Here is a 22,930-nt window from a genome sequence, read left to right as displayed (position 1 = left end):
CAATAGAGCCCGGAGGTTCATGATGACCTGGCGTATGCCCGCCGAGACCGCACAGCACGAGCGCACGTGGATGGCTTTCCCGCGCGCCGGCATCACCCTCGGCGACGACGCAGCCTCCGCCGAGGAGGCGTACGCAGCCTGGACCGCCGTCGCCCACGCGGTCGCCGAGTTCGAGCCCGTCACCATGGTGGTCGACCCCAGCGAGCGCGAGCGCGCCGCTCGCATGCTCGGCTCGCACGTGGAGCAGGTGGAGGCCCCGCTCGACGAGTTCTGGATGCGCGACTTCGGCCCGACCTTCGTGGTCGACGACGAACGCCCCGGCGTGCTCGGCGCGGTCGACTGGACCTTCAACGGCTGGGGGGACCCCGCCTGGTCCGAGTGGCGCAAGTCGGCGGAGATCGCCCGTTTCGTCGCCGAACGGACGGGCGCCGAGTTGGTCAGTTCCGTGCTGGTGAACGAGGGCGGCGGCATCCACGTCGACGGCGACGGAACGGTGCTGCTCACCGAGACGGTCCAGCTGGACCCGCGGCGCAACCCGTACGCCGACAAGGCCCGGGTGGAGGCCGAGCTCGCCCGCACGATCGGCGCCACGCACGCGGTCTGGCTCCCCCGCGGGCTCACCCGCGACTACGACGACTTCGGCACGAACGGGCACGTCGACATCGTGGCCACCATCCCGTCGCCCGGGCGCCTGCTGCTGCACACGCAGCGCGACCCCGAGCACCCCGACTTCGAGGTCTCCCGCGAACTGCGCGCGTTCCTCTCCGGAACCACCGACGCCGCCGGCCGCTCGTGGGACATCATCGACCTCCCCGCGCCCGCCACCATCCGCGACGAGGAAGGCTTCGTCGACTGGAGCTACGTGAACCACCTCGTCGTCAACGACGGCGTGATCGCGTGCGGCTTCGGCGAGCAGGCGGCCGACGCCGAGGCGACCGAGATCCTGGAGGCCGCCTACCCGGGCCGCCGCGTGAGCATGGTGGACTCGCGCCCGATCTTCGCCCGCGGCGGCGGCATCCACTGCATCACGCAGCAGCAGCCGGCGGTCGCACGATGACCCGGTCGGCCGCGCAGCCCTTCGACGTCGTCGAGGCCGGCATCGCCGAGCTGCGGCGAGCGCTGGAGGCCGGCGAGACCACCAGCGCCGAGCTGGTCGACGCCTACCTCGCCCGCGTGGATGCGTACGACAGCGCAGGCGACGACAGCGCAGGGCCGGCCCTGAACGCCGTGGTCGTCCGCAATCCCGACGCCCGGGCGGAGGCCGCGGCCTCCGACGAGCGCCGGGCACGGGGCGAGACGCTCGGCCCGCTCGACGGCATCCCGTACACCGCCAAAGACAGTTATCTGGCGCGCGGCCTCACCGCCGCCGCGGGCTCGCCCGCGTTCGAGCACCTCATCGCGCAGCGCGACGCCTTCACGATCGAGCGGCTGCGTGCGGGCGGGGCGATCCTGCTCGGGCTCACCAACATGCCGCCCATGGCGAACGGCGGCATGCAGCGCGGCGTCTACGGCCGCGCGGAGAGCCCGTACAACGGCGACTACCTGACGGCCGCCTTCGGGTCGGGCTCGTCCAACGGATCCGGCACCGCGACCGCCGCGAGCTTCGCAGCGTTCGGGCTCGGCGAGGAGACGTGGTCGTCCGGCCGCGCCCCGGCCTCCAACAACGCCCTGTGCGCCTACACCCCGTCGCGCGGCGTGATCTCGGTGCGCGGCAACTGGCCGCTGGTGCCGACGATGGACGTCGTCGTGCCGCACACCCGCACCATGGCCGACCTCCTGGAGGTGCTCGACGTCATCGTCGCCGACGACGCCGAGACGCGCGGCGATTTCTGGCGCGCGCAGCCGTGGGTCCCGATCCCGCCCGCGTCGCAGTTGCGGCCGGCGTCGTATCCGGCGCTGGCCGGCGCGACCGGTCTCGCCGGCAAACGCATCGCCGTCCCGCGCATGTACATCAACCGCGACGAGGAGGCCGGCACCGCCGAGGACGGCGGCATCGGCGGCCCGACCGGGCGTCGCATCGAGACCCGGCCCTCCGTCATCGCACTGTGGGAGGCCGCCCGCCGCGACCTGGAGGCCGCCGGCGCCGAGGTCGTCGAGACCGACTTCCCCGTCGTCACCAATTACGAGGGCGACCGCCCCGGCGCGCCGACGATCGCGACGCGCGGCCTCGTCTCGCCGGCGTACCTGCGGCGCGAGATCATCGACCTCTCGGCCTGGGCGTGGGACGACTTCCTCGCCGCGAACGGCGACCCCGCACTGAACACGCTCGCCGACGTCGACGGGGCGCGCATCTTCCCGGCGCCGGAGGGCGCCCTCCCGGACCGCTACGACGGGTTCGACGACGACATCGCCGAGTATCCGGGCTGGGTGCGCGAGCACCCCGGTTCGACGCTCGAGTCCATCCCGGAGCTCGCCGACGGCCTCCGCGGTCTCGAGGAGACCCGCCGCGTCGACCTGGAGGAGTGGATGGACGGCCTCGGTGTCGACGCGGTCGTCTTCCCCGCCGCCGCCGACGTGGGGCCCGCCGACATGGACGTGAACCCGGCCTCGGCCGACCTGGGCTGGCGCAACGGCGTGTGGGTGTCGAACGGCAACCTTGTGCCCCGGCACCTCGGCATCCCGACCGTCACCGTGCCGATGGGCACCATGGCCGACATCGGGATGCCGGTGGGGCTGACGTTCGCCGGCCGCGCCTACGACGACACCGCGCTGCTCGGGCTCGCGGCCGCATTCGAGGCGACGGGCCGCCGCCGCACCGAGCCGCCGCGCACTCCGCGCCTCCTGCGCCTCCCGTAGGAGCGCACCTGCCAGCCCTGGCAGGTCCCTCTTGCGAGGGATGCGGTTACGTCGCGGGGGCGACGACGGGGGTGCGCTCCGCTGCGACGCTGGAAGCATGGCCCCCGCTCGCACCGCCCCCGCACGTCGCGGCCTCCTTCCGGTCGCGCTCGCCCTGTCCGCTCTCGTCGCCCTCACGGGCTGCACCGCAGCGACGACCGCCGTCGGCGTCGCACCCGTGCCGACCGATGCATCGCAGCTCACCGACGACGACGGCTACATCGCCGCAGGCGACTCCCTCACGCTCGACAGCGACCTCCCCGCGATCCAGCGGCTCGACCCCGACCTCCTGAAGGCCTTGCGCGCCGCCGACCGGGCCGCCGTCGACGAACGGGGCACGACGATCACCATCGTCGACGGCTGGCGCTCGCTGCGCTACCAGGAGTACCTCTTCGCACGGGCAGTTCAGAAGTACGGCAGCGAGCAGGAGGCCGAGCGCTGGGTCAAGCGCGGTGCGGACTCGTCCCACGTCTCCGGCAAGGCCGTCGACATCGGCACAGCCGACGCCATGGACTTCCTCAACCGCTTCGGCTCGCAGTGGGGGATCTGCCAGACCTACGCCAACGAGAACTGGCACTTCGAGCTCGAGACCACGCCGGGCGGCGAGTGCCCCGCGATGGAGGCGGACGGGCGCGGTTGAGACGTCAGGTCACCCCGCGACGCCCACCGCCTGACGCTCGGTCTCCGGACGATCGAGGCTCGCGATCATCGCCGCGGCGAGGTCGGCGCGCGAGACACTGAAGCTGCGCGGCACGCTCCCGCCCACGCGGGTCTGGTAGCGGCCGGTCGCCTTGCCGTTGGTGAGCAGGGGAGGCCGGAAGGCCGTCCAGGCCGCGTCGGAGGCAGCGAGCGCCGTCTCCATCTCGCGCAGGTCGTCGTAGACGGGTCGCAGCACCCGACCCACGATCGGGAGGGCGACGCGACGGCTGATGAAGCTGTCGTCCGCGGCGGGAGGCCCGACCGGCGCCGCGCTGATGACGACGATGCGGCGTGGCTCCGCGGCCAGGATCTTCCGCGTGGCGGGCGCTGCAACGGGCGCGTCCGCCCGCGAGCGCGGGCCGATCGCGGAGAGCACGGCGTCCGCGTCGCCGATCGCGGCGCGCAGAGCGGCGGTGTCGGAGAGATCGGGGACGACCCGCACGACGACGCGCGGATCGAGGGCGGCGGGCCTCCGTAACACGGCGGTGACCTCGTCGCCGCGATCGAGGGCCTGCTGGACGAGTTGTGCGCCGGTGCGACCGCTGGCGCCGAAGATCGTGAGCTTCATATCGGCATGCTAAGTGATAATCACAGCAATGTGCAATCACTGATTGGTACGATGTCAGGATGCCCGTCCCGGATGAACAGCACCCCGTCCCCGCCCTCGAGACGCGCGCCAGCTTCCTCCTCTCCCAGCTCGGCCTCCAGAGCGCCCAGCGCTTCACCGCGGCGCTCGCCCCGCTCGGGATCACGCCCAACCGCTTCGGAGTGCTCGCCCACCTCGCCCGGCAGGAGGGCCGCACGCAGCAGGAACTCGCCACGGCGCTCGGCCTGCACCGCAACTCGATGGTCGGGCTGATCGACGACCTGGAGGCCAGGGGTCTCGTCGAGCGCCGCCGGCACCCGGACGACCGCCGCGCCTACGCCATCCACCTCACGCCGTCGGCGTGGGAGATGCTCGCCGCCGGCGACCGCCTCGCCGACGAGCAGGAGGAGGCGATGCTCGGCCCCCTGAGCGCCCAGGAGCGCACCGCGCTGATCGGCACCCTGAGCCGGCTCGTCGCCGCCGCCGGCTACCGTGCCGGTGTGCACCCGGGGCTGGGTTCGGAGCACTGACGCCCGCACTAAGCTGGAAACCGTGTCCAAAGTCTTGAGCAGTCTTCCGGTCGGTGAGCGAGTCGGCATCGCGTTCTCGGGAGGTCTCGACACCTCCTGCGCGGTCGCCTGGATGCGCGAGAAGGGTGCCGTGCCCTGCACATACACGGCCGATATCGGCCAGTACGACGAGCCGAACATCGACGAGGTCCCCGGCCGCGCCAAGGAGTACGGCGCCGAGATCGCCCGATTGGTCGACGCCAAGCGCGCCTTGGTCGAAGAGGGGCTGATCGCGCTGCAGTGCGGCGCGTTCCACATCCGCTCCGGAGGCAAGACCTACTTCAACACCACTCCGCTCGGCCGCGCCGTCACCGGCGTGATGCTGGTGCGCGCCATGATGGACGACGGCGTCGAGATCTGGGGCGACGGCTCCACCTACAAGGGCAACGACATCGAGCGGTTCTACCGTTACGGGCTCATCGCCAACCCGCGCCTGCGCATCTACAAGCCGTGGCTCGACACCGCCTTCGTCGAGGAGCTCGGCGGCCGCACCGAGATGAGCGAGTGGCTCGTCGCGCGCGGCTTCCCCTACCGCGACCCCAGCGAGAAGGCCTATTCGACCGACGCCAACATCTGGGGCGCCACTCACGAGGCCAAGCGGCTGGAGGAGCTCGACGCCGGGCTCGACATCGTCGACCCGATCATGGGCGTCGCCGCCTGGCGCGAAGACGTGGAGGTCATCCCCGAGACCGTGTCCGTACGCTTCGAGGCCGGGCGTCCCGTCGCCCTCAACGGCGTCGAGTTCTCCGACCCGGTCGCGCTCGTGCTCGAGGCCAACGCGATCGGAGGCCGGCACGGCCTCGGCGCGTCCGACCAGATCGAGAACCGCATCATCGAGGCGAAGAGCCGCGGCATCTACGAGGCCCCGGGCATGGCGCTCCTGCACATCGCCTACGAGCGGCTCCTCAACGCGATCCACAACGAGGACACCGTCGCCAACTACCACAACGAGGGCCGCCGCCTCGGCCGCCTCATGTACGAGGGCCGCTGGCTCGACCCGCAGTCGCTCATGCTGCGCGAGTCCCTGCAGCGCTGGGTCGGCTCGGCGATCACCGGCGAGGTCACGCTGCGGCTGCGCCGCGGCGACGACTACACGATCCTCGACACGACCGGACCGGCGCTCAGCTACCACCCCGACAAGCTCTCGATGGAGCGGGTCGGCAACGCCGCGTTCGGCCCGTCCGACCGCATCGGCCAGCTGACGATGCGCAATCTCGACATCGCCGACTCGCGCTCGCGCCTCGAGCAGTACGCGACCGCCGGCCTGATCGGAGGCCCGACCGGCGAACTCGTCGGCGAACTGCAGGAGGGCAGTGCCCGCTCCATCCTCGAACTCGACGTCAGCGAGGCCGACGACGCCCTCTCCCGCGAGATCGACGCGTCCTCCGAGGGCGCGGCCTTCGACGCCGGGACCGACTGAGGCACGACCGTGGCGCAGGTGGCGTCGGGAGGCGACGACGAGCGTGAGCTCGGCGAGCGCGAGCCCGGCGAGCGCCGGCACGGCGAGGCTGCCTTCGACGAGGCCGGGCCGGGCAACTGGCCGCTGGGCCGCCTGCTCGGTGCCGCGTCCCGCGCCGTGGAGCGTGCCTGGTCCGAGGCGCTCGAGGCGCGCGGGCTGACCCACGCCGGGCTCATCGTGCTGCACTTCGTCGAACTCGGCTTCCGCTCGCAGACCGACCTCGCCCGAGTCGCCCAGGTGGAGGCCCAGACCATGTCGCGCACTGTCGACCGCCTGGAGCGCGAGGGGCTCGTCACGCGTGAGCCCGACCCGGACGACCGCCGGCGCCACATCGTGGCGGTCACGCCGCGCGGGCGATCCGCCTTCGAGGCGGTGCGCGGGCTGGAGGACGAGGTGTTCCCGACGGTCGACGATCCTGCCGCGCTGCGCGCCGCGCTGATCCAGATCGTCAGCGCGGCGCCGGCGCGTCAATCGCGCTGAGGCGGGGTGCCCTCGGACTCCGAGTCGGATCCACTGTCACCGTCGTCGACGGTCTCGGCCGACGCGTCTTCCTTCTTGGTCTCCTTGCGAAGGATCCGGACGGACTCGCCGAGGCTCTTCGCCAGGGCGGGGAGCTTGGTGGCGCCGAACAAGAGCAGCACCAGGGCGACGAGGATGACGATGTGCCATCCGCTGAATAGGTTCCCGAACATCCGACTGCTCCTTTCGACCGGATCAGGCGATCCGGTCGTCGCCCTCGTAGCGGTTGCGTCCGAGCGGAAGCCGCGGCCGCAGCAGCCCGAGGTCGTAGGCGATTCGCACGGCCTCGTCGCGGGAGTTCGCTCCGAGCTTGCGGTAGATGCTCCGCGTCTGGGTCTTCACCGTGTTGATCGATACGACGAGCGATCGTGCGATGTGCTCCAGGCTCGCGGTCGACTGCAGACGGTCGAGCACGATTCGTTCGCGCTGCGTCAGCTGCGCCGCCATCGCCGCCTCAGAGAAGAGCGGCCTGATCTTCGCCAGCGCGATCATTCCCGCCGACTCTTCCGGGCCACCTGACACCGCGAGCGACGGGGCCGGGTGGCCCGCGATCGTGAGCACGAACGGGGTGACGAGATTGTTGGCCTCGGCGACCTGACGGGCGTTGAGCCGGATCGTCACCGCCCGCGCGCTCTTGAGCCGCTGCAGCGCTTCGGCCTGCACGAGGAGCGTCTCGACTCGAATCCGCGGACCGGTACCCTCTGCCAGCACCGCCTCGGCCAGTAGCTGAGCGCTCCGGTACTCCCGGAACATGAGCAGCAGGCGGGCCGAGACCGGCCGCAGAGCGTTCGTACCGTCGGGGAACGACTTGATCAGCTTCTGCGCGGCCACGAGGTTGCCCTGCGACATCAGGAGGTCGGCCTCAAGGGCGACGAACCGAGCTCGTTCGGAGTTGCTCGGGGTGTGGGGAGATTTGCTGAGCAGCTGGGCGTCGATGATCTGCTGCGCCTGCTCCAGCTCGCCGGAGGCGAGAGATCGCAGCACTGCCGCATAGGCGGAATAGCTGTGGAGCTCGCCGAGGTCGTTTTCCAGGCCGGCCCACGGAGCGGCGTCCAGCTCCTCGCCGTCCGGGTCCACCTCCGTCGCAATCAGTCGGGAGGCGACAGCGACCGGGATGAACGCGCAGGGCCGCAGCGTGTGGTCGCCCTGCGCGAAGGCCTCGACCCGAGCTGCCACGGCTTGCGCCCTGTCGATCTCACCGTGCAGGGCGTATGCCAGCGACGCGGCCCCGGAAGCGTACGTGTACAGGTTCGGGTCGTCCACCGCACCGATCGCCGCGCGATCGAACGCGGTGGCGGCCTCGTGGTCGCGGCCCAGCCGCAGCTGGGTGAGCCCGATCTCGAGCCAGGCCAGCGGAGGTTCGGCCAGGCCGGCGTCGGGAGACGTCAGCGCCGACAGGAAGTCGTCGGCCTGCGACAGTCTGCCGACCTTGCGGAGGGCGATCATGCTGGTCAGGTCGGTCCAGTACTGCCGCACGGGTTCCAGGCGACGTCCGCGCAGAGCCTGCGGCTCGGCTGCGGCGTGGTAGTAGTCGAGGGCGCCCAGTGGGTCGCCGCCGGCGTTCTCACGCAGCAGGCCGGTAACCGTCAACAAGATGACCGAGGAACGGAGGGCTCCGAGGTCGAGTGCGCCGAGCTCCTCCAGGTATTCGTCGGCTTCCTCGGTGAAAGCGGACGTCCAGTTGCGCGCAAGGATAGTCTCCGCCGCAGCGATCTCGTTGCGGCGGAGCGCCTGCCGCAACGCCGTGATCGGGTCGCCGTTCGCCTCGAGCACGTCCAGGAGCTCGTCCGCGAGCCGATCACCTTCACCGGGCGACTCCGCCTCGAGCTGCGTACGGAGGATCGCACGCACCGGATCGAGGAATTCGTAGACCAGTCGTCCTTGCCCGCGCACGTACGTCCAGACGCCCACGCCGGCCGACTCAGCCAGGGCGAGCGCCCCGTCGTCGGCGCCCTCCGACTCGATCCTGGCGACGATATGCGGTGTGAGATAGGGCGCGACGGCGGCGCGCTGCAATGCGCTCCGCTCGGGGGTTCCGACTGGCACGTGGGCGAGCAACTCGGAGGCCACCGTCTCGGATATCTCGTCTAGTGCTCGCGCGACGACCGGTTCTGGCAGTGCGGACCGCGGGTCGTCGAAGACGCGGACCATCGCTCGCGCGGCGAGCGGCCAGCCATGGCTGCGCCTCCACACATGGTCGAGCACGCGCGGCTCCACGTCGATGCCCAGGAGCTGCACGACCTCGTCGAGCTCGTCGCGATCGAACGCAAGATCGTCGTTCTGAACGACGACCAGGTCGAGCACCGCCGAGAGCGCGGGCGCCTCGAAGGAAGTCAGGGCGCGCGTGAGGACCATGAGGTGCAGGTTCGGCGTGCGGCGAAGAAGCTGAGCGAGCTCGCCGGAAAGCGGGCCGTCCCACTGCCGCGTGTACCCGTCGAGCACGAGCACGACGGTGCCGTCGCGTCGTCCGATCTCCTCCTGCAGCGTCATGAACGGGTCGGTGTGCCAGAACGCCGACTCATCGCCTGGATCGAAGGCTCTGCGAATGGCCTGCCAGAACCCGTCGACACCTCCGCTGACGAGGTCGAGGTCGATCCAGGTCGCCGAGCGGTTCGCGGCGTCCGGTCGGTCGAGCCACTTGCGGACCAGCGACGTCTTGCCGTACCCTGCCGGTGCCCGAACGATGGTCACCTGTTCGCGCAGGGCGCGGTCGAGGCGTTCGAAGAGCGCAGCCCGCTCGATCGTGTATCGCGAGAGACGGGGAAGCCGCGACGACCCTCCGGCGTCTTCCGGCGGTCGCGTCTCGCTCAGGTGCGTTGTTGTCATGCTGGACTCCTTCGGCTCGGTGTCACTGCGTACGATCCCGCTACCGCGCGGACCATAACGCGCACGTGTCGCGACGCGACCTTTCTCTGACTCATCGTTCGTCTCCCCCTCGTGCTCGGTGCCGGTGCCGCGCCCCCGTCTGGTTCGGTCGGGCACGCCCAGGAGCGCATGTGCGATGATCGCAGCTCGTTTGCGAGCGATGCCGTTCAGCGGAAGACCATAACGGAGGTCTCCGCCCGCTGGGACAAGGGGCTTCATCTTCTGAATCACCCGATTTCTGCAAGTAACATTACAGAGATCATACGTGGCGTTCCTTATTATCACCTGTGCCTCACCCCGCTGGCCCACTGATCGGAATGCTCGAAGATTGGCGAATACCGGGGTGAAAGTCGGTGCTGTGCAGAGGTAGACATCGGCGTTCACCGCGTTTCCGTGCGACCGTGGAGGCGTCTGGGTAACCGGCAGCAAAGGAGTCTCGATGACAGAGCCCACCGCCCGCGGCGACCATTCGAGAGCCGCCCTCGCCCGACGGATCCAGCTGCTGCAGGACTTCGCCGAGGTGATGACGGGAGCGCCGTTCTCGTACGCGGAGTTGATCGGCGCCCTGAGTGTGCGCGATCTGTCCCTGCGTCCATCCGAGTGGTCGCAGTTGGTCGGTGGCGCCAGCGGCGAACTTCCCCCGGGCGAAGTGTTCGCTGGACTGGCGGGAGTCTTCGGCGTTTCGGCGTCATTCCTCCTGGAGGGAGGAGCCCTGCCTCCCGCCCTGGAGGCAGTGACCGGACCGATCCTCTCGCTCCGCGCGAACCGCATCCGGGAGCTGGCGGACCGCCACCTGGTCGATCTCGCGCCGAATGTACTCGACGACGTGATCGCCGCGCTCGCACCGCTTGCTCCTCTCCGCTCCTAGAGCGGCAGGTATGTCTCGCGGTGCCTGAGCGGTCCGTCGCTCTCATGCCGTCGCTTGCGCACCCAAGAGACGATCGAGACGAGGCTGTAGAGGACCAGGAGCGCCCCGATCCCGACCAGCCAGGGCTGCAACGACGTGCTGTTCTTCACGATCGCCAGCCAACCGATGCCGGGAACGGCGTACCAGACGCGACCCCGCACCTGCTCCGCACGCACCGGCGACGCATCGGCGACGGCATTGGCGTCACCGCGGGTGACGTATCGCCTCGTCCCGTCGGAGCTCGCCTCGACCCGGACGATGCGATGGGTGACGACATCGGGCTTGCCGGACTGGAGCTGATAGGTCACGACGTCGCCGATATGGAGGTCGGCCGCGGCCGTGGGACGCACGACGAGGAGGGTGCCGGGCGGCAGACCGGGCTCCATCGATCGCGTCAGCACCGTGTACGTATCGGATCCTGTCGCGATCGGAACGCCGACCGTCACCACGAGCAGGCCGCAGACGATGATCAGCATCCCGGCTGCGATCGCCGTCCCGACCGCTCGCGCCGTCCGTCGGACTCTTCCCGGCCTGGGTGAGCCCACCGCCCGGCGTCCATGCGCGCTCTTCGTGGTGGCCATGTCATCCCTTGCCTTTCGAGTCGCGGCGGACACGCCGGCGTGCCGCCGGGCGCATACGGGTGGCGAGGACGGCGGCCGTCCCCGTGCCCCCGACGAACGCGGCGATCCAGATCGCCGCGAGCAGGTCGGATCCGGTCGCCGCGAGCGGTGCGGCGTTCGGGCGTTCGGGCGGCCCCGGGGGCGGGGTGCCGCCTCCCCCGCCCGCACCCCCCGTATCGCAGCCGGCGCCGGCCGGGTCCGCGTCGAGGATCACCAGGAGCGAGTAACCGATCGGCTGGGCCTGCCCGGATGTCCCGGTCAGGTCTCCCAGCGCAAGCGCGGCATCGACGTCGACGGAGGCTCCCGGTGCCACCGGTTGCGCAGAGAGAACTGTCACGCACGAACCGGAGGAGTCGAGCGGCACCACGGGACCGGAGCCCCTGGCCGTCGAGATGCCGAGTGTCAGAGCGCGTCGCAGGCCGTCGTCTGGCACATCGACGGACCTCAGCGCGATACGGAGGTAGGCGATGCCTCCCGAGCCGTTCTGCACGGCGAAACGGTCGTGCGCTGTCGCCAGCGGAACAAGGATCGAACCGTCGAAAAGCGGGTGCGAGCTCCTCACGACGCTGTCCTCCTGCGCGGTGAGGACGTAGAGCTCCGGCGCGGCAGCCTCGACTCCCGCATCGGAGGAGCCGGCGACGCCGGCTACGGCGAACGCGAGGGCGACGGCGGCGGCGGCCGAGGAGACGAAGGTCATGGCCGGTACTGGTTCGCGTCGAGGAGGATTGTGAAAGTGGCCACGGTGGTGCCGGCGGACGAGGCCGGGACGTCGGGAGAAAGGGTGACCGTCAGGCAGTAGGACGCGAAGGTGCTGCCGGGCAGCGCGTCGCCCACGTTCTGCGGTGAGGCAGCGAGCTGCACCGGGGCTCCCGCCGGCGCCGTGCATACGCCGGGGGCGAGGGCCCACCCCAGGTACGGACTCGCCGCGGACGCCGCGTCCAGAGACGCGGCCACCAGGAAGGCGGTCGTCCCGGTGTTGCCGACCGTGAGCGTCGCCGAGCGGACCTCCCCCGGAAGCATGTCGGCGAACGCGGCCGGGTCGAACGCGGCCAGGGTCGCGGTCGGCGAGCCCGTATCGCCGACCGCGACGGTCGCCGTCAGGGTTCCGGAACGGACTTCCGTCCCGGAGATCGGGGCGGCCCCGTTCCAGAGCGCGTAGCTCCCCCCGACGCTGACGCCTGCGACGAGTGCGATCGACGCGGTCAGGAGGGCCGGATGCAGCGGCGACCGTCTCGCCTGTCGTCGTCTCATCACCGCCCCTCCCGTCGCGTGCCGCGCGATCGAACCGTCGTCAGGGTGTCTGCTGCAGCAGGAACTGGAGTCCGCTGAGTTGCACCGACTGACCCTGCGCCACCGTTCCGGTGACCGAGTCCGGGGGGAAGGTGACGGTGACCGTCACTGGCGCTGTGATCGGAGCGGTCGTCGTCGGCGCGGCCGACACGACATCGAACGTGTTCGGCTCACCCGCGACCGGGGTGAGCGTGCCTCCGGTGGTCGCGCCGACCGACATCGTGATCTGGAGGGCCGCGAGGAGCTCCGGGTCGCCGGTGATCGACGACGGGTCGATCGAGAGCTGCGAGTGCAGGTTGTCACCTTGCGCGACGATCGACACGTCGGCGGTGTAGGTCGCGGTGTCACCCGGCGACCAGGCGGTGATCGTGTCGTCCCATGCGCCTCCAGCCGCATCGACCGTGAGCACGCCGGAGTCGACCGCGCCCGCGTCGAGTGTGGCCGCGTCGTTCCAGAGCGCCAAGGTCCCGGCCGATCCGATCAGCAGCGCCAAGCCCGCGCCGCCCGCGATCAACCCTTTCGTGAGTTTGTTCATCGGTCTCTCCAACCGTCTCTGATGAGTTCCTCTGCCGCTCGGAGAGCCCGGGCGTGCGGCTCACGGTAGCGACCGATCAGGTGAGCGCCGGGGCGAGAGCGAGGTGAAATGCTTGCATCACGTGCATTGCAAGGCGGCGGGTGATCTTCGTTCCGAGCAGGGTGAATTCGGTCTTCTGGGATTGTGTTAGAGCACGACTGGAGCACACAATTTCACACATCGCGATGACATTCGGGAGTCGTCGTGATCGGCCCGCCGCCACCACCATCCCCTCCGGCGGCGAGTGGTGCGGGTGCCTCCCCTGACATCGAGCGGCACCCGCACCGGCCACGTTCGACGCTGTTCCGTCGGGCCGTCCGACGACCACGCGGGATAGGAGAACGATCAGTGAGACTTTCGGTCATCGGCTGTGGATATCTGGGCGCTGTACATGCTGCAGCTATGGCTGGTCTGGGTCACACGGTGGTGGGTGTGGATGTGGATGAGGCGAAGATCGCGGCGTTGTCTCAGGCGCGGGCGCCGTTCTTCGAGCCGGGGTTGCCGGAGGTGTTGGCGTCGGCGATGGCCAGTGGGCGGTTGTCGTTCACGACGGATTTTTCGGCGGTCGCGGGCGCGGAGGTGCATTTCGTGGCGGTCGGGACGCCGCAGTCGGCGGGGTCGGATGCGGCGGATCTGCGGTTCGTGGATGCGGCGTTCGCGTCGTTGTTGGAGCACGTCTCGCCGGGGGATGTGATCGTGGGTAAGAGCACCGTGCCGGTGGGGACGGCTGCCCGGTTGGCGCAGCTGGTGGCCGGGCGGGTGCCTGGGGCGACGCTGGCGTGGAATCCGGAGTTTCTGCGGGAGGGTTTCGCGGTGCAGGACACGGTGAGCCCGGACCGGCTGGTCTATGGTGTCCCTTCCGGTGAGGAGGGGGTGCGGGCGGCGCGGATCCTGGATGAGGTGTATGCGTCGGCGGTGGCGGCCGGTACCCCGGTGATCGTGACCGATTATGCGACGGCGGAGTTGGTGAAGGTCGCCGCGAACGCGTTTCTGGCCACCAAGATCTCCTTCATCAACGCGATGGCCGAGATCGCCGAGGCCACCGGGGCGGATGTGACCCAGTTGGCGGACGCGATCGGCCATGACGCCCGGATCGGGCGCCGGTTCCTGAACGCCGGCGTCGGTTTCGGGGGCGGCTGCCTGCCCAAAGACATTCGCGCCTTCAGCGCCCGCGCCCGGGAACTGGGCCGCGGCGAGTCGGTGCGGTTCCTGGAGGAGGTCGACAAGATCAACCTCCGCCGCCGCGACCGGGTGGTCGACCTGGTGCGCGAGGAGACTGGCGGCCTGCACGGGGTGCGGGTCGCCGTGCTCGGGCTGGCGTTCAAACCGCACTCCGACGACATCCGCGACTCACCCGCTCTCGATATCGCCGTGCGCCTGGCCGAGGGCGGCGCGATCGTGACCGCCACCGACCCCGAAGCCATCCCCAACGCCCGCCGCCGGGCACCCCACCTGACCTACACCGACACCGCCGCGGATGCTGTCGCCGACGCCGACATCGTCGTCCTGATCACCGAATGGCCCGAATTCACCAACCTCGACCCCCACACACTCGGTCACCTCGTCACCCACAAAACCATCATCGACGGCCGCAACGCCCTCAACCCCGACGCCTGGCGCACCGCAGGCTGGAAATTCCGCGGCCTCGGCCGCTGACGAATCAGCCCTTGCCCTTGCCGGGCCCATTCCCCTTGTTGTTGCCGGGTCCCTTGTTGGGATTACCGTGCACCGGTGCCGGCGCCGGCTGCGGCTGCACCTGCTGCGGCTGATCCTGCTGCGCGGGGACCGTCGGCTGCGCCGGTTGGGCCGGCTGGGTCGCGTCCGCCGGCTCGACCGTCTGCGGCGGAGCGGTCACAGTCGGAATCGGCCGCTGCGTCGGCTCGGTCTTCGGTTCGGAGGAGGCCGGAGCCAAGAACGTCCCCAGGCTCAGAGCGAGGGCCACGATCGCTGTCGCGCCCGACGCCAGCAGAACCGCGTCGACCGCGCGCCGTCGCCCGCCGCCCACGCGCGCACGCCGACGGGGGCTCGTCAGCTGCTCCGGCGGGAGGATCGGGAGCGGCGGCGGCGTCATGGCCACGGTCGGGCCCTCCCAACCCGGGCCGGATGGTACGGCGAAGTCCTCCGGCACCACCCAGCCGGCCAGCTGCGGCGCCAGTTCCCGCGCCATGACCGCGACCTCCAACGCCGTCGGCCGGATGCGGGGATCACGCGACGTCATGGCACCGATGAGGCCGCGCCAGTCCTCGGGAAGCGACGCGGGGATGCGGGGGTCGCGCGCCACGCGGGCTGTCACGGCCTCCACCGGGGTGCCCGGGTACTCTCGCACACCGGTCAGCGACTCCAGTACGACGAGACCCAGCGAGTAGATGTCGGCGGACGGACCAGGCTCGCTGCCGTTCGCCTGCTCCGGGCTCAGATAGCCGGCGGTGCCGACGATCATGCCCGCCGTGGTCAGGCGCTCGGTGCCGATCAGGTGCGCGATGCCGAAGTCGGCCAGCTTCGCGTGCGGCACGCCACCGGGCACCTCCGAATCGGTGAGGAGGATGTTCCCCGGCTTCAGATCGCGGTGCACGATCCCCGCGGCGTGCACCACCACGAGCGCCTCCGCGATACCGGAGGCGATCGCGGCGACCGCCTCACCCGGCAGGGGCCCGCGGTCCAGTCTCGTGCCCAGGTCCTCCCCGTCGACCAGCTCCATCACCAGATAGCTCGGTGCGGGGTCGTCGCCCGACGAGAGGTGCGCGTCGTGGAGGCTCACCAGATTGGGGTGCGACAGCCGCGCCAGCGCCGTCGCCTCGCCTCGGCGGCGCGAGTCGTCGTCGGCCTCGCCCCGCGTGAACACCTTGACCGCGACGTACCGGTCGAGCTCGCGATCGTAGGCGCGGTAGACCGTCGCCATTCCACCGCGGCCGAGGCGGTCGCGAAGTTCGTAGCGGTCGAGCAGGACGGTGTCGGGTAGCACCCCGCGAGCATACGCGCACTGAGGGATGCCGTGAATCCGCCGAAAGTCATCGAATTGCCCGTTGAAATCGAGGACGAGCGGGAGATGACTGAGAGGAGTGAGCGAACGATCGGATGCCTCGCAGCCGGATGCACCGGCTGCAGACAGGGGTGTGCTCGAGGCGCTCCAGGTGTACCGGGCGGCGGAGACCGCGATGCGACGACGCACGGGAGCGGTCATGGGCATCGGCGAGAACGACTTCCTCGCGCTCCGGCTCATCCTCGACAATGCTGCCGGCGGCCGCCGCACCGCCGCCAAGGACGTGAGCGCATACGTCGGCGTCTCCAGCGCCTCCACGACAGCGCTGATCGACCGGCTCGTGCAGGCCGGACTCGTGGAGCGCCGGACGAACGACTCCGATCGGCGGTCCGTCGACCTGGTACCGACGAGGGCCGCCTTCGGCGACACCGGCCCGATGGTGGCTGCTCAGGAGCAGATCGCGGCGCAGGCGGCCGAGCTCAGCGAGGAGGACGCCCAGACCGTCACGCGCTTCCTCACCAAGATGCGGGAGACCGTCGACCGCATCAGCGCGGAACGACACGCGAATAGGCCCGAAAGGACCTGACGTCAAGGGGATTGTTCGATAACCGAAGTAGTTGTTCTGTGGTGTGCGTCAAGGAAAGGACAACCCCTCCCATGAACATCCTGCTCATCATCGTCGCAATCATCGCGATCATCCTGCTGCTCACCGGTGGCTTCGTGCAGTCTCTGAACTTCCTGCTGTGGGTCGGTATCATCCTGCTCGTGCTGGCCGTGATCGTCTGGCTGGTGCGGCTGCTGACCGGCAGCCGACGGGTATAGGGAGGCTGATCTATGAGCCTCGGTACCGGAATCGTGCTGTTCGTCATCGGAGCCATTCTGGCGTTCGCCCTCAACGTGCAGGTCAGCTGGATCGACCTCCACCTCGTGGGTTACATCCTGATGATCGCCGGTGCCGTCGGCATCATCCTCGGCATCATCCTGATGACCCGTCGCCGCCGCACAATCGCGACCACGCGCACGGCGGTCGACCCGGTGAACGGTGACCGAGTCACCCGCCGGGTGGGCGACAGCGACGACATCGTCTGACCCCGGAAAACACGAGGGCCCTCGCCACACGGCGGGGGCCCTCGTGCTGTTCACGGGAGGACTTAGATCGATTGAACGGATATCGTGACGGCGTGGCGAAGATGAGCATGTTCCTCTGCGAGGACGGCATGGTGCCGATGCCGCACATGGAATCGACGGCGGATGAGCAGGCGAAAATGGCCGCCGATGTGTTCACTTTTCTGGTGCCGTACCTTAGAGCGGCGCCGGCTGATCAGAGCTTCCCGTTTGCGGATGAGGAGCATGGCAAGCTTTCGATTCAAGCCGTAATCTGCGGGCCGGACGGCTCCGGGCAGAAAAACGCCGCTGCCGACTCAGCCGTGGCGAGCATGCTGACAAAACATGGCTTCCAAGCTGACGTTGGGACGTCCTTGAGGTCGTTCGGCCGCAACAAGGAAAAACCGCTCGATTCTTCCTGTTTCAGCGCTGATACAGGAAAAATCACGCGTCGCGCGCCGAATTCTCCTTTCCTAGGACGACCTCAGTCCTCCATCGAATCGAGGATCTCGACGAGGTCCTCATACGTGGTCAGCGGGTTGAGAACAGCGAAGCGGGTGTTGGGGCGCCCGGCGTGCGAGCTGGGCGTCACGAACGCGCGCTGCTCGTCGAGGAGGCGCGCGGACCAGAGCGCGTAGTCCTCCTTCGTCCACCCCTCACGCTCGAACACCACCACCGAGAGCTGCGGCTGCCGGACCAGGTGGTATCCGTCGCGCCGGTCGATCTCGTCGGCGATGCGCCGCGCCAGCTGCAGCGAGGCGGTGACGGCGTCGCGGTACGCGGCGGCGCCGTGCGAGGCCAGCGAGAACCAGAACGGGAGGCCGCGGGCCCGCCGCGTGAGATGCGCCGCGTAGTCCGACGGGCTCCATTCCATGGTGTCGGTGAGCGTGTCGAGGTATTCGGCGTGCTGCGTGTGGGCGCGACGGCCCGCCTCCGGGTCACGGTACAGGAGCGCGCAGGCATCGAAGGGGGCGAACAGCCACTTGTGCGGGTCGACGATGAGCGAGTCGGCGCGCTCCACGCCGGCGAACCGCGGGCGGGCCAGCGGCGACAGCATCCCGGCCAGGCCGTAGGCGCCGTCGACGTGCAGCCAGAACCCGAACTCGTCCTTCAGTGCGGCGATGGAGGCGACGTCGTCGACGATCCCGAAGTTGGTCGAGCCGGCGGTGGCCACGACCGCGAAGACCGCGTCACCGTGCTCGGCGAGCGCCGGCCGCACGGCGTCGCCGGTCAGCACACCGGACTCCCCCGGAGAGACGGTCACCACCTCCACGTCCATCACCCGCGCGGCCGAGGCGACCGATGAGTGGGCCTCAGCGCTGCAGACGATGATCCAGCGCCCGGGAGGATTGCCGCGCTCGGCGCGAGCGCTGTCGCGCGCGGCGACGAGCGCCGAGAGGTTGCCCAGCGTGCCGCCCTGGACGAACACACCGCCGGCCGACGGAGGCAGCCCGAACTCCGACGCCAGCCAGGCGAGCACCTGGTTCTCCGCGTACACGGCGCCCGACCCCTCGAGCCACGAGCCGCCGTAGACCGCGCTCGCGGACACGACGAGGTCGAAGGCGGTCGCGGCCTTGGTGGGGGCCGTCGGGATGAAGGAGAGGTAGCGCGGGTGGTCGGTCGTGATGCAGGCCGGGGCCAGGACGTGCTCGAACAGGGCGAGCGCCCGCTCGGCGCCCATGCCGTCCTCCGAGACGGTGCGCCCGGCGAGCCGGCGGAGCTCCGACTCCGGCAACGGCTTGTCGAGCGGGGTGTCGGTGGCGAGGATGCGCCGCCGCGAATAATCGAGCACGAGGTCGACCAGTTCGCTGGTCTCGGCGGTCACGCTGTGCATGCGTGCGGGATCGGTAGTCATGGGGCCTCCGCTCCCATGCTGACACACGCCGCCTGTCACCTTTCTTCCCGCAGACGCAGCTTTTCTGCGCGTTCTGGACTGCCCGCGCGCGTTACCTGCGCACTATCGTGTGCCAATGGCCGACTCGAGCGGAATCTGGGGAGGTGGACGCGCCTACGAACGCTACGTCGGGCGCTGGAGCAGCCGGGTAGCGCCGCTGTTCCTGGAGTGGCTGGACCTCCCGCACGGGCTGAGCTGGCTCGACGTGGGATGCGGCACGGGCGCGCTGACGGAGTGCATCCTCGACCGGGCGGCACCGAGGCGGGTGATCGCCGTCGATCCGGCGGAGGGGTTCGTCGCGGCCGCCGCGGCGCGGCTGGGGACGCGCGCGACGGTCTCGGTCGCCGGCGCCGACGACCTCCCGCCCCCCGACTCTTCGGTCGACTGCGTGGTGTCGGGGCTGGTCCTGAACTTCGTCCCGGACCCGACGGCGGCTCTGGCAGAGTCGCTCCGTGTCGCTCGCCCCGGCGGCACCGTCGCGGCCTACGTGTGGGACTACGCGGGACGGATGGACCTGATGCGACGCTTCTGGGACGCGGCGATCTCGCTCGATCCGAGAGCCACCGACCGTGACGAGGGCCCGCGGTTCCCGCTCGCGCATCCCGATGCCCTGGAGGCTCTGTTCACGGAGGCGGGTTGTGCCGCCGTCGACGTCACGGGGCTCGATGTCCCCACGGTCTTCTCGGACTTCGACGACTACTGGGAGCCGTTCCTCGGCGGCCAGGGGCCCGCTCCCGCGTACGCGGTGTCGCTCGACGCGGAGGCGCGGGAGGCGTTACGCCGGCTGCTGGAGACCACGCTGCCGCGCGAGCCCGACGGGTCGATCGCGCTGGTCGCGCGCGCGTGGGCGGTTCGAGGGGTCGTGCGCTAAGGTCGCCGGGTGCCTCTCACGCCAGCCGCCGACATCCCGACCGACGCCGCACTCGTCGCCGCCCTCGTGGAGGCGCAGCATCCCGACCTGGCCGGACCGCTGCGGCTGGTCTCGGACGGGTGGGACAACCAGCTGTACCGGTTGGGCGACGCGCACGCCGTCCGGATCCCGCGGCGTGAGGTCGCGGCCCACCTCATCGAGCACGAGCAGCAGATGCTGCCCGGCATCGCCCAGCGCGTCCACGCGCGGGTGCCCGTGCCGGTGCGGGTGGGAGTCCCGTCCGAGGCGTTCCCCTTCCCGTGGAGCATCATCGAGTGGATCGACGGGATCGACGGTGCGTCGATGGGCGCGGGCGAACGGGCGGGGCTGGCGGGGCCGCTGGCCGCGTTCGTCGGCGAGCTCGCCGTGCCGACGCCGGACGCGCCCCGCAACCCGGTGCGCGGGGTGCCGCTGTCGACTCGTGCGGAGGCCGTGCGCACGCGGCTGCGCTCACTGTCGGGCCGCATGGAGGTCGCGGACCTCGAACAGGCGTGGCGGGAGGCGCTCGCCGCACCGGAGTGGAGCGGACCGCCGTTGCTGCTGCACGGCGACCTCCACCCGGGCAATCTGCTGCTGACGCCGGACGGCGGGCTGGCGGCCGTCCTCGATTTCGGCGATGTCACCTCCGGCGACCCGGCGACCGACCTGGCGACGGCGTGGCTGACGTTCGACGGGGAGGCACGTGAGCGTTTCCGCTCGGCGCTTCCGACACCTCCCGACACCGCGACCTGGCGGCGGGCCCGCGGCTGGGCCGTGACCATGGCGAGCGCGCTGGCGATGTCCTCCGACGACAACCCGCGCATGGCGGCCCTGGCCCGTCACACTCTCGAGCAGCTCGGCGAGGACGCCTGAACGACGAAGCCCCCGTCGCCGCAGCCGGAGCTGCGGGGACGGGGGCTTCGCGGAGGGAGCGGCTCAGGCCACGTCGGAGTCGGCGGCCGCCAGAGCGAGGTCGGTGATCAGCTGGTCGCCCGGGATCGCGGGCACGAAGTCGGCCTCGATCTCAGCGCGCTGCAGCAGCTCGCTCATGCGGCGCTGACGCTGGCGGGGGATGAGCGTCACGACCGTGCCCTGCTTGCCGGCGCGGCCTGTGCGGCCCGAGCGGTGCAGGTAGGTCTTGTACTCGTCCGGCGCGTCGGCCTGGATCACCAGGTCGATGTCGTCGACGTGGATGCCGCGGGCGGCGACGTCGGTCGCGACCAGCACGTTCACCCGGCCGCTGGTGAGCTGGGCCAGGTTGCGCGTGCGGCGCGACTGGTTGAGGTCGCCGTGGAGGCTGACGGCCGGGATGCCTGCGTCGTCGAGCTGGTCGGCGAGCATCTCGGCGAACGCCCGGGTCCGCGCGAAGATCAGCGTCTTGCCGTCACGGTCCGCGAGCTGCTCGATGATGGCCGGCTTGTCGCGGTGCTCGATGACGAGCACCCGGTGGTCGATGGTCGAGGACGCCTGGTCCTCGCCGGCGACCTCGTGCACGGCCGGGTCGACGAGGAACTCGTCGACGAGCTGGGCCACGCCCTTGTCGAGGGTCGCCGAGAACAGCAGCTTCTGGCCGCCCTCCGACGTCTCGCGCAGGATGCGCTGCACGGGCTCCAGGAAGCCGAGGTCGCACATGTGGTCGGCCTCGTCGAGGACGGTGACGAGGACCTCGCTGAGGTCGAGACGACCCTGCTCGATGAGGTCTTCGATGCGTCCGGGGGTTCCGATCACGATGTCGACACCGCGCTGGAGGGCGCCGACCTGGCGACCCTGCGGCACGCCACCGTAGATCTGCGTGGTGAACAGGCCGACGCTGCGGGCGATCGGCTGCACGGTGCGGTCGATCTGGAGAGCGAGTTCGCGGGTCGGCGCGAGGATCAGCGCGCGGGGCGCGCGGCCCAGCTGGCGCTTGCCGCCGGACTTGCCCTGCTCGGCCCACAGCTGCATGAGGCGCTCGACGAGCGGCGCGCCGAAGGCGATCGTCTTGCCGGAGCCGGTGCGGCCGCGGCCGAGGACGTCCTTGCCTGCGAGCACGTCGGGGATGGTGGCCGCCTGGATCGGGAACGGCGTCTCGGCGCCGAGCTCCGCGAGAGCGCGGACGATGTTGCCGCCGAGCCCGAGGTTGGCGAAGGTCACGCCCTCCACATCGGAGGCCTGGATGGCGTCGGCCTGGAGGCGCTCGAGCACGACGTCGTCCTGTGCGTTGAACGCGGGCTTGTCGTCGCGCGACGGGTAGAAGTTCGAATCGCGACGCGGACGCTCGGCGCGGTCGTCGAACGAGCGGCGCGGACGGTCGTCGCGGTCGAACTGACGACGGGGACGGTCGTCGGAATCGCGACGCGGACGGTCGGCACGGTCGTCGAACGAGCGACGCGGACGCTCGTCGCGGCCGAAGTCACGGCGCGGACGGTCGGCGCGGTCGTCGAACGAACGACGCGGACGCTCGTCGCGGTCGACGTCACGGCGCGGACGGTCGGCGCGGTCGTCGAACGAACGACGCGGACGCTCGTCACGGTCGAAGTCGCGACGGGGCCGGTCGGGGCGGTCGTCGAACTGACGACGCGGACGGTCGGCGCGGTCATCGAACGAACGACGCGGACGCTCGTCGCGGTCGAAGTCGCGGCGCGGACGGTCGGCGCGGTCATCGAACGAGCGACGCGGACGGTCATCCCGGTCGTAGTCGCGACGCGGGCGCTCGTCGCCACGGCCGGCGCGGGAGCGGTTCTCCCACTCGCGTTCGGTGCGGCGCGCATCCTTGCCGCGCGGTTCCCAGTTGGGGCGCTCGCTGCGACCGGCCGAGCCGCCGCGCTCCGAGCCGCCGCGCTCCGAGCCGCCGCGGCCGGAGTCGCGGGTGCCGAAGGTGTCGCGGCCGCGGGCGGCGCGGTCCTCGGCGCTCCAGCGAGCCTTCTTGCCTGCGGCCGGGGCCTCGTCGCGGTAGCCGCGGTGCTTGGGGCTGCGGCTGCCGGCGCCCTTGGGGGCGCCGTGGGAGGAGCCGTTGTGCGGCTGAGCGGATCGTCGGTCGGTCTTCTTGTACGGGGGCATGCGTGTTCTTCCTGGGTTGCTCTGAGAAATGCGCGGCGGCACGCTGAAGCGCACCGGAGAATCCCCGTCAGACATCGCCCGGGGCCGTTCACATCGTGATG

Annotated in this window: 23 protein-coding genes; 13 read left to right on the top strand and 10 right to left on the bottom strand. The window is 70.5% G+C overall.

Features of this window, described 5'->3' with window-relative positions; all coding sequences use genetic code 11:
• Positions 1–22: 22 nt before the first annotated feature.
• The 3 genes from ASF88_RS00875 to ASF88_RS00865 all read left to right on the top strand — a co-directional run bounded on the left by ASF88_RS00875 (position 23) and on the right by ASF88_RS00865 (position 3,475).
• A complete protein-coding gene (locus tag ASF88_RS00875; RefSeq protein ID WP_055916527.1) occupies positions 23–1,057 on the top strand; it encodes an agmatine deiminase family protein in 1,035 nt (344 codons plus the stop codon).
• The gene (locus tag ASF88_RS00870) at positions 1,054–2,796 is read left to right on the top strand and encodes an amidase (protein WP_055912964.1); all 1,743 of its coding nucleotides are present in this window, start codon (positions 1,054–1,056) and stop codon (positions 2,794–2,796) included. Before ASF88_RS00875 ends, ASF88_RS00870 begins: the two co-directional genes overlap by 4 nt.
• A 97-nt stretch (positions 2,797–2,893) precedes the next feature.
• Positions 2,894–3,475: a M15 family metallopeptidase gene (locus ASF88_RS00865; protein ID WP_055912958.1), complete on the top strand. Its 582-nt coding sequence runs from the start codon at positions 2,894–2,896 to the stop codon at positions 3,473–3,475.
• A 9-nt stretch (positions 3,476–3,484) separates the two neighbouring features.
• Here the strand turns inward: ASF88_RS00865 and ASF88_RS00860 are convergent, their stop codons facing one another.
• Entirely contained in the window at positions 3,485–4,102 is a 618-nt protein-coding gene (locus ASF88_RS00860; protein ID WP_055912955.1) for an NAD(P)-dependent oxidoreductase, read from the bottom strand.
• Between the two features lie 59 nt (positions 4,103–4,161).
• Between ASF88_RS00860 and ASF88_RS00855 the strand changes: the two genes are divergently transcribed.
• The 3 genes from ASF88_RS00855 to ASF88_RS00845 are packed head-to-tail and all read left to right on the top strand — an operon-like array spanning position 4,162 to position 6,628.
• Complete coding sequence (locus ASF88_RS00855) at positions 4,162–4,650, top strand: MarR family winged helix-turn-helix transcriptional regulator (protein ID WP_055912952.1); 489 nt, start codon at positions 4,162–4,164, stop codon at positions 4,648–4,650.
• A 22-nt stretch (positions 4,651–4,672) separates the two neighbouring features.
• Complete coding sequence (gene argG, locus ASF88_RS00850) at positions 4,673–6,109, top strand: argininosuccinate synthase (RefSeq protein ID WP_055912949.1); 1,437 nt, start codon at positions 4,673–4,675, stop codon at positions 6,107–6,109.
• A 9-nt stretch (positions 6,110–6,118) separates the two neighbouring features.
• Entirely contained in the window at positions 6,119–6,628 is a 510-nt protein-coding gene (locus tag ASF88_RS00845; RefSeq protein WP_235493215.1) for a MarR family winged helix-turn-helix transcriptional regulator, read from the top strand.
• On the opposite strand, the gene ASF88_RS00840 is transcribed toward ASF88_RS00845, so the two are convergent.
• Both ASF88_RS00840 and ASF88_RS00835 read right to left on the bottom strand, forming a co-directional pair.
• Positions 6,616–6,840, bottom strand: coding sequence for a twin-arginine translocase TatA/TatE family subunit (locus ASF88_RS00840; protein WP_082518662.1), 225 nt, complete (start codon positions 6,838–6,840; stop codon positions 6,616–6,618). The genes ASF88_RS00845 and ASF88_RS00840 overlap by 13 nt on opposite strands.
• Before the next feature lie 22 nt (positions 6,841–6,862).
• Positions 6,863–9,493: a helix-turn-helix transcriptional regulator gene (locus ASF88_RS00835; protein ID WP_055912946.1), complete on the bottom strand. Its 2,631-nt coding sequence runs from the start codon at positions 9,491–9,493 to the stop codon at positions 6,863–6,865.
• Between the two features lie 478 nt (positions 9,494–9,971).
• Here ASF88_RS00835 and ASF88_RS20625 point away from each other — a divergent pair, with 478 nt between their 5' ends.
• Positions 9,972–10,400 carry a hypothetical protein gene (locus tag ASF88_RS20625; RefSeq protein WP_055912943.1) on the top strand — a complete coding sequence of 143 codons (429 nt, stop codon included), beginning with the start codon at positions 9,972–9,974 and terminating at the stop codon, positions 10,398–10,400.
• On the opposite strand, the gene ASF88_RS00825 is transcribed toward ASF88_RS20625, so the two are convergent.
• The 4 genes from ASF88_RS00825 to ASF88_RS00810 all read right to left on the bottom strand — a co-directional run bounded on the left by ASF88_RS00825 (position 10,397) and on the right by ASF88_RS00810 (position 12,884).
• Entirely contained in the window at positions 10,397–10,915 is a 519-nt protein-coding gene (locus tag ASF88_RS00825; RefSeq protein ID WP_055912940.1) for a signal peptidase I, read from the bottom strand. The two genes, ASF88_RS20625 and ASF88_RS00825, sit on opposite strands and share 4 nt — an antisense overlap.
• 106 nt (positions 10,916–11,021) lie before the next feature.
• Positions 11,022–11,756, bottom strand: a complete 735-nt coding sequence (locus ASF88_RS00820; RefSeq protein ID WP_055912937.1) for a hypothetical protein — start codon at positions 11,754–11,756, stop codon at positions 11,022–11,024.
• Complete coding sequence (locus ASF88_RS00815; protein ID WP_055912934.1) at positions 11,753–12,310, bottom strand: hypothetical protein; 558 nt, start codon at positions 12,308–12,310, stop codon at positions 11,753–11,755. The genes ASF88_RS00820 and ASF88_RS00815 overlap by 4 nt, the downstream gene beginning before the upstream one ends.
• Positions 12,311–12,350: 40 nt before the next feature.
• Positions 12,351–12,884, bottom strand: coding sequence for an alternate-type signal peptide domain-containing protein (locus ASF88_RS00810; RefSeq protein WP_055912931.1), 534 nt, complete (start codon positions 12,882–12,884; stop codon positions 12,351–12,353).
• Between the two features lie 387 nt (positions 12,885–13,271).
• Here ASF88_RS00810 and ASF88_RS00805 point away from each other — a divergent pair, with 387 nt between their 5' ends.
• Positions 13,272–14,579, top strand: coding sequence for a UDP-glucose dehydrogenase family protein (locus ASF88_RS00805; RefSeq protein WP_055912928.1), 1,308 nt, complete (start codon positions 13,272–13,274; stop codon positions 14,577–14,579).
• A 4-nt stretch (positions 14,580–14,583) separates the two neighbouring features.
• Here ASF88_RS00805 and ASF88_RS00800 read toward each other — a convergent pair whose 3' ends face one another.
• On the bottom strand, positions 14,584–15,885 hold the full coding sequence (locus ASF88_RS00800; RefSeq protein WP_235493214.1) for a serine/threonine-protein kinase: 1,302 nt from the start codon (positions 15,883–15,885) through the stop codon (positions 14,584–14,586).
• A 97-nt stretch (positions 15,886–15,982) separates the two neighbouring features.
• On the opposite strand from ASF88_RS00800, the gene ASF88_RS00795 reads away from it, so the two are divergent.
• The 3 genes from ASF88_RS00795 to ASF88_RS00790 all read left to right on the top strand — a co-directional run bounded on the left by ASF88_RS00795 (position 15,983) and on the right by ASF88_RS00790 (position 16,992).
• Positions 15,983–16,489 carry a MarR family winged helix-turn-helix transcriptional regulator gene (locus ASF88_RS00795; RefSeq protein ID WP_055912925.1) on the top strand — a complete coding sequence of 169 codons (507 nt, stop codon included), beginning with the start codon at positions 15,983–15,985 and terminating at the stop codon, positions 16,487–16,489.
• 71 nt (positions 16,490–16,560) lie between these two features.
• Entirely contained in the window at positions 16,561–16,725 is a 165-nt protein-coding gene (locus tag ASF88_RS20765; RefSeq protein WP_183080093.1) for a hypothetical protein, read from the top strand.
• Between the two features lie 12 nt (positions 16,726–16,737).
• A complete protein-coding gene (locus tag ASF88_RS00790; RefSeq protein WP_055912923.1) occupies positions 16,738–16,992 on the top strand; it encodes a DUF6458 family protein in 255 nt (84 codons plus the stop codon).
• Positions 16,993–17,491: 499 nt separating this feature from the next.
• On the opposite strand, the gene ASF88_RS00785 is transcribed toward ASF88_RS00790, so the two are convergent.
• Positions 17,492–18,862 (bottom strand): pyridoxal phosphate-dependent decarboxylase family protein, encoded by a 1,371-nt coding sequence (locus ASF88_RS00785; protein ID WP_055912920.1) that lies wholly within the window; start codon positions 18,860–18,862, stop codon positions 17,492–17,494.
• A gap of 115 nt (positions 18,863–18,977) precedes the next feature.
• On the opposite strand from ASF88_RS00785, the gene ASF88_RS00780 reads away from it, so the two are divergent.
• Positions 18,978–19,772 carry a class I SAM-dependent methyltransferase gene (locus tag ASF88_RS00780; RefSeq protein WP_055912918.1) on the top strand — a complete coding sequence of 265 codons (795 nt, stop codon included), beginning with the start codon at positions 18,978–18,980 and terminating at the stop codon, positions 19,770–19,772.
• Positions 19,773–19,781: 9 nt separating this feature from the next.
• Positions 19,782–20,663 carry an aminoglycoside phosphotransferase family protein gene (locus ASF88_RS00775; protein ID WP_055912915.1) on the top strand — a complete coding sequence of 294 codons (882 nt, stop codon included), beginning with the start codon at positions 19,782–19,784 and terminating at the stop codon, positions 20,661–20,663.
• A gap of 63 nt (positions 20,664–20,726) precedes the next feature.
• Here the strand turns inward: ASF88_RS00775 and ASF88_RS00770 are convergent, their stop codons facing one another.
• Complete coding sequence (locus tag ASF88_RS00770; RefSeq protein WP_055912912.1) at positions 20,727–22,829, bottom strand: DEAD/DEAH box helicase; 2,103 nt, start codon at positions 22,827–22,829, stop codon at positions 20,727–20,729.
• Positions 22,830–22,930: the final 101 nt, after the last annotated feature.

The organism is Leifsonia sp. Leaf336, from assembly GCF_001423695.1.
In the GTDB taxonomy this organism is placed as follows: domain Bacteria; phylum Actinomycetota; class Actinomycetes; order Actinomycetales; family Microbacteriaceae; genus Leifsonia.
This window is presented reverse-complemented; position numbering and strand designations above follow the sequence as displayed.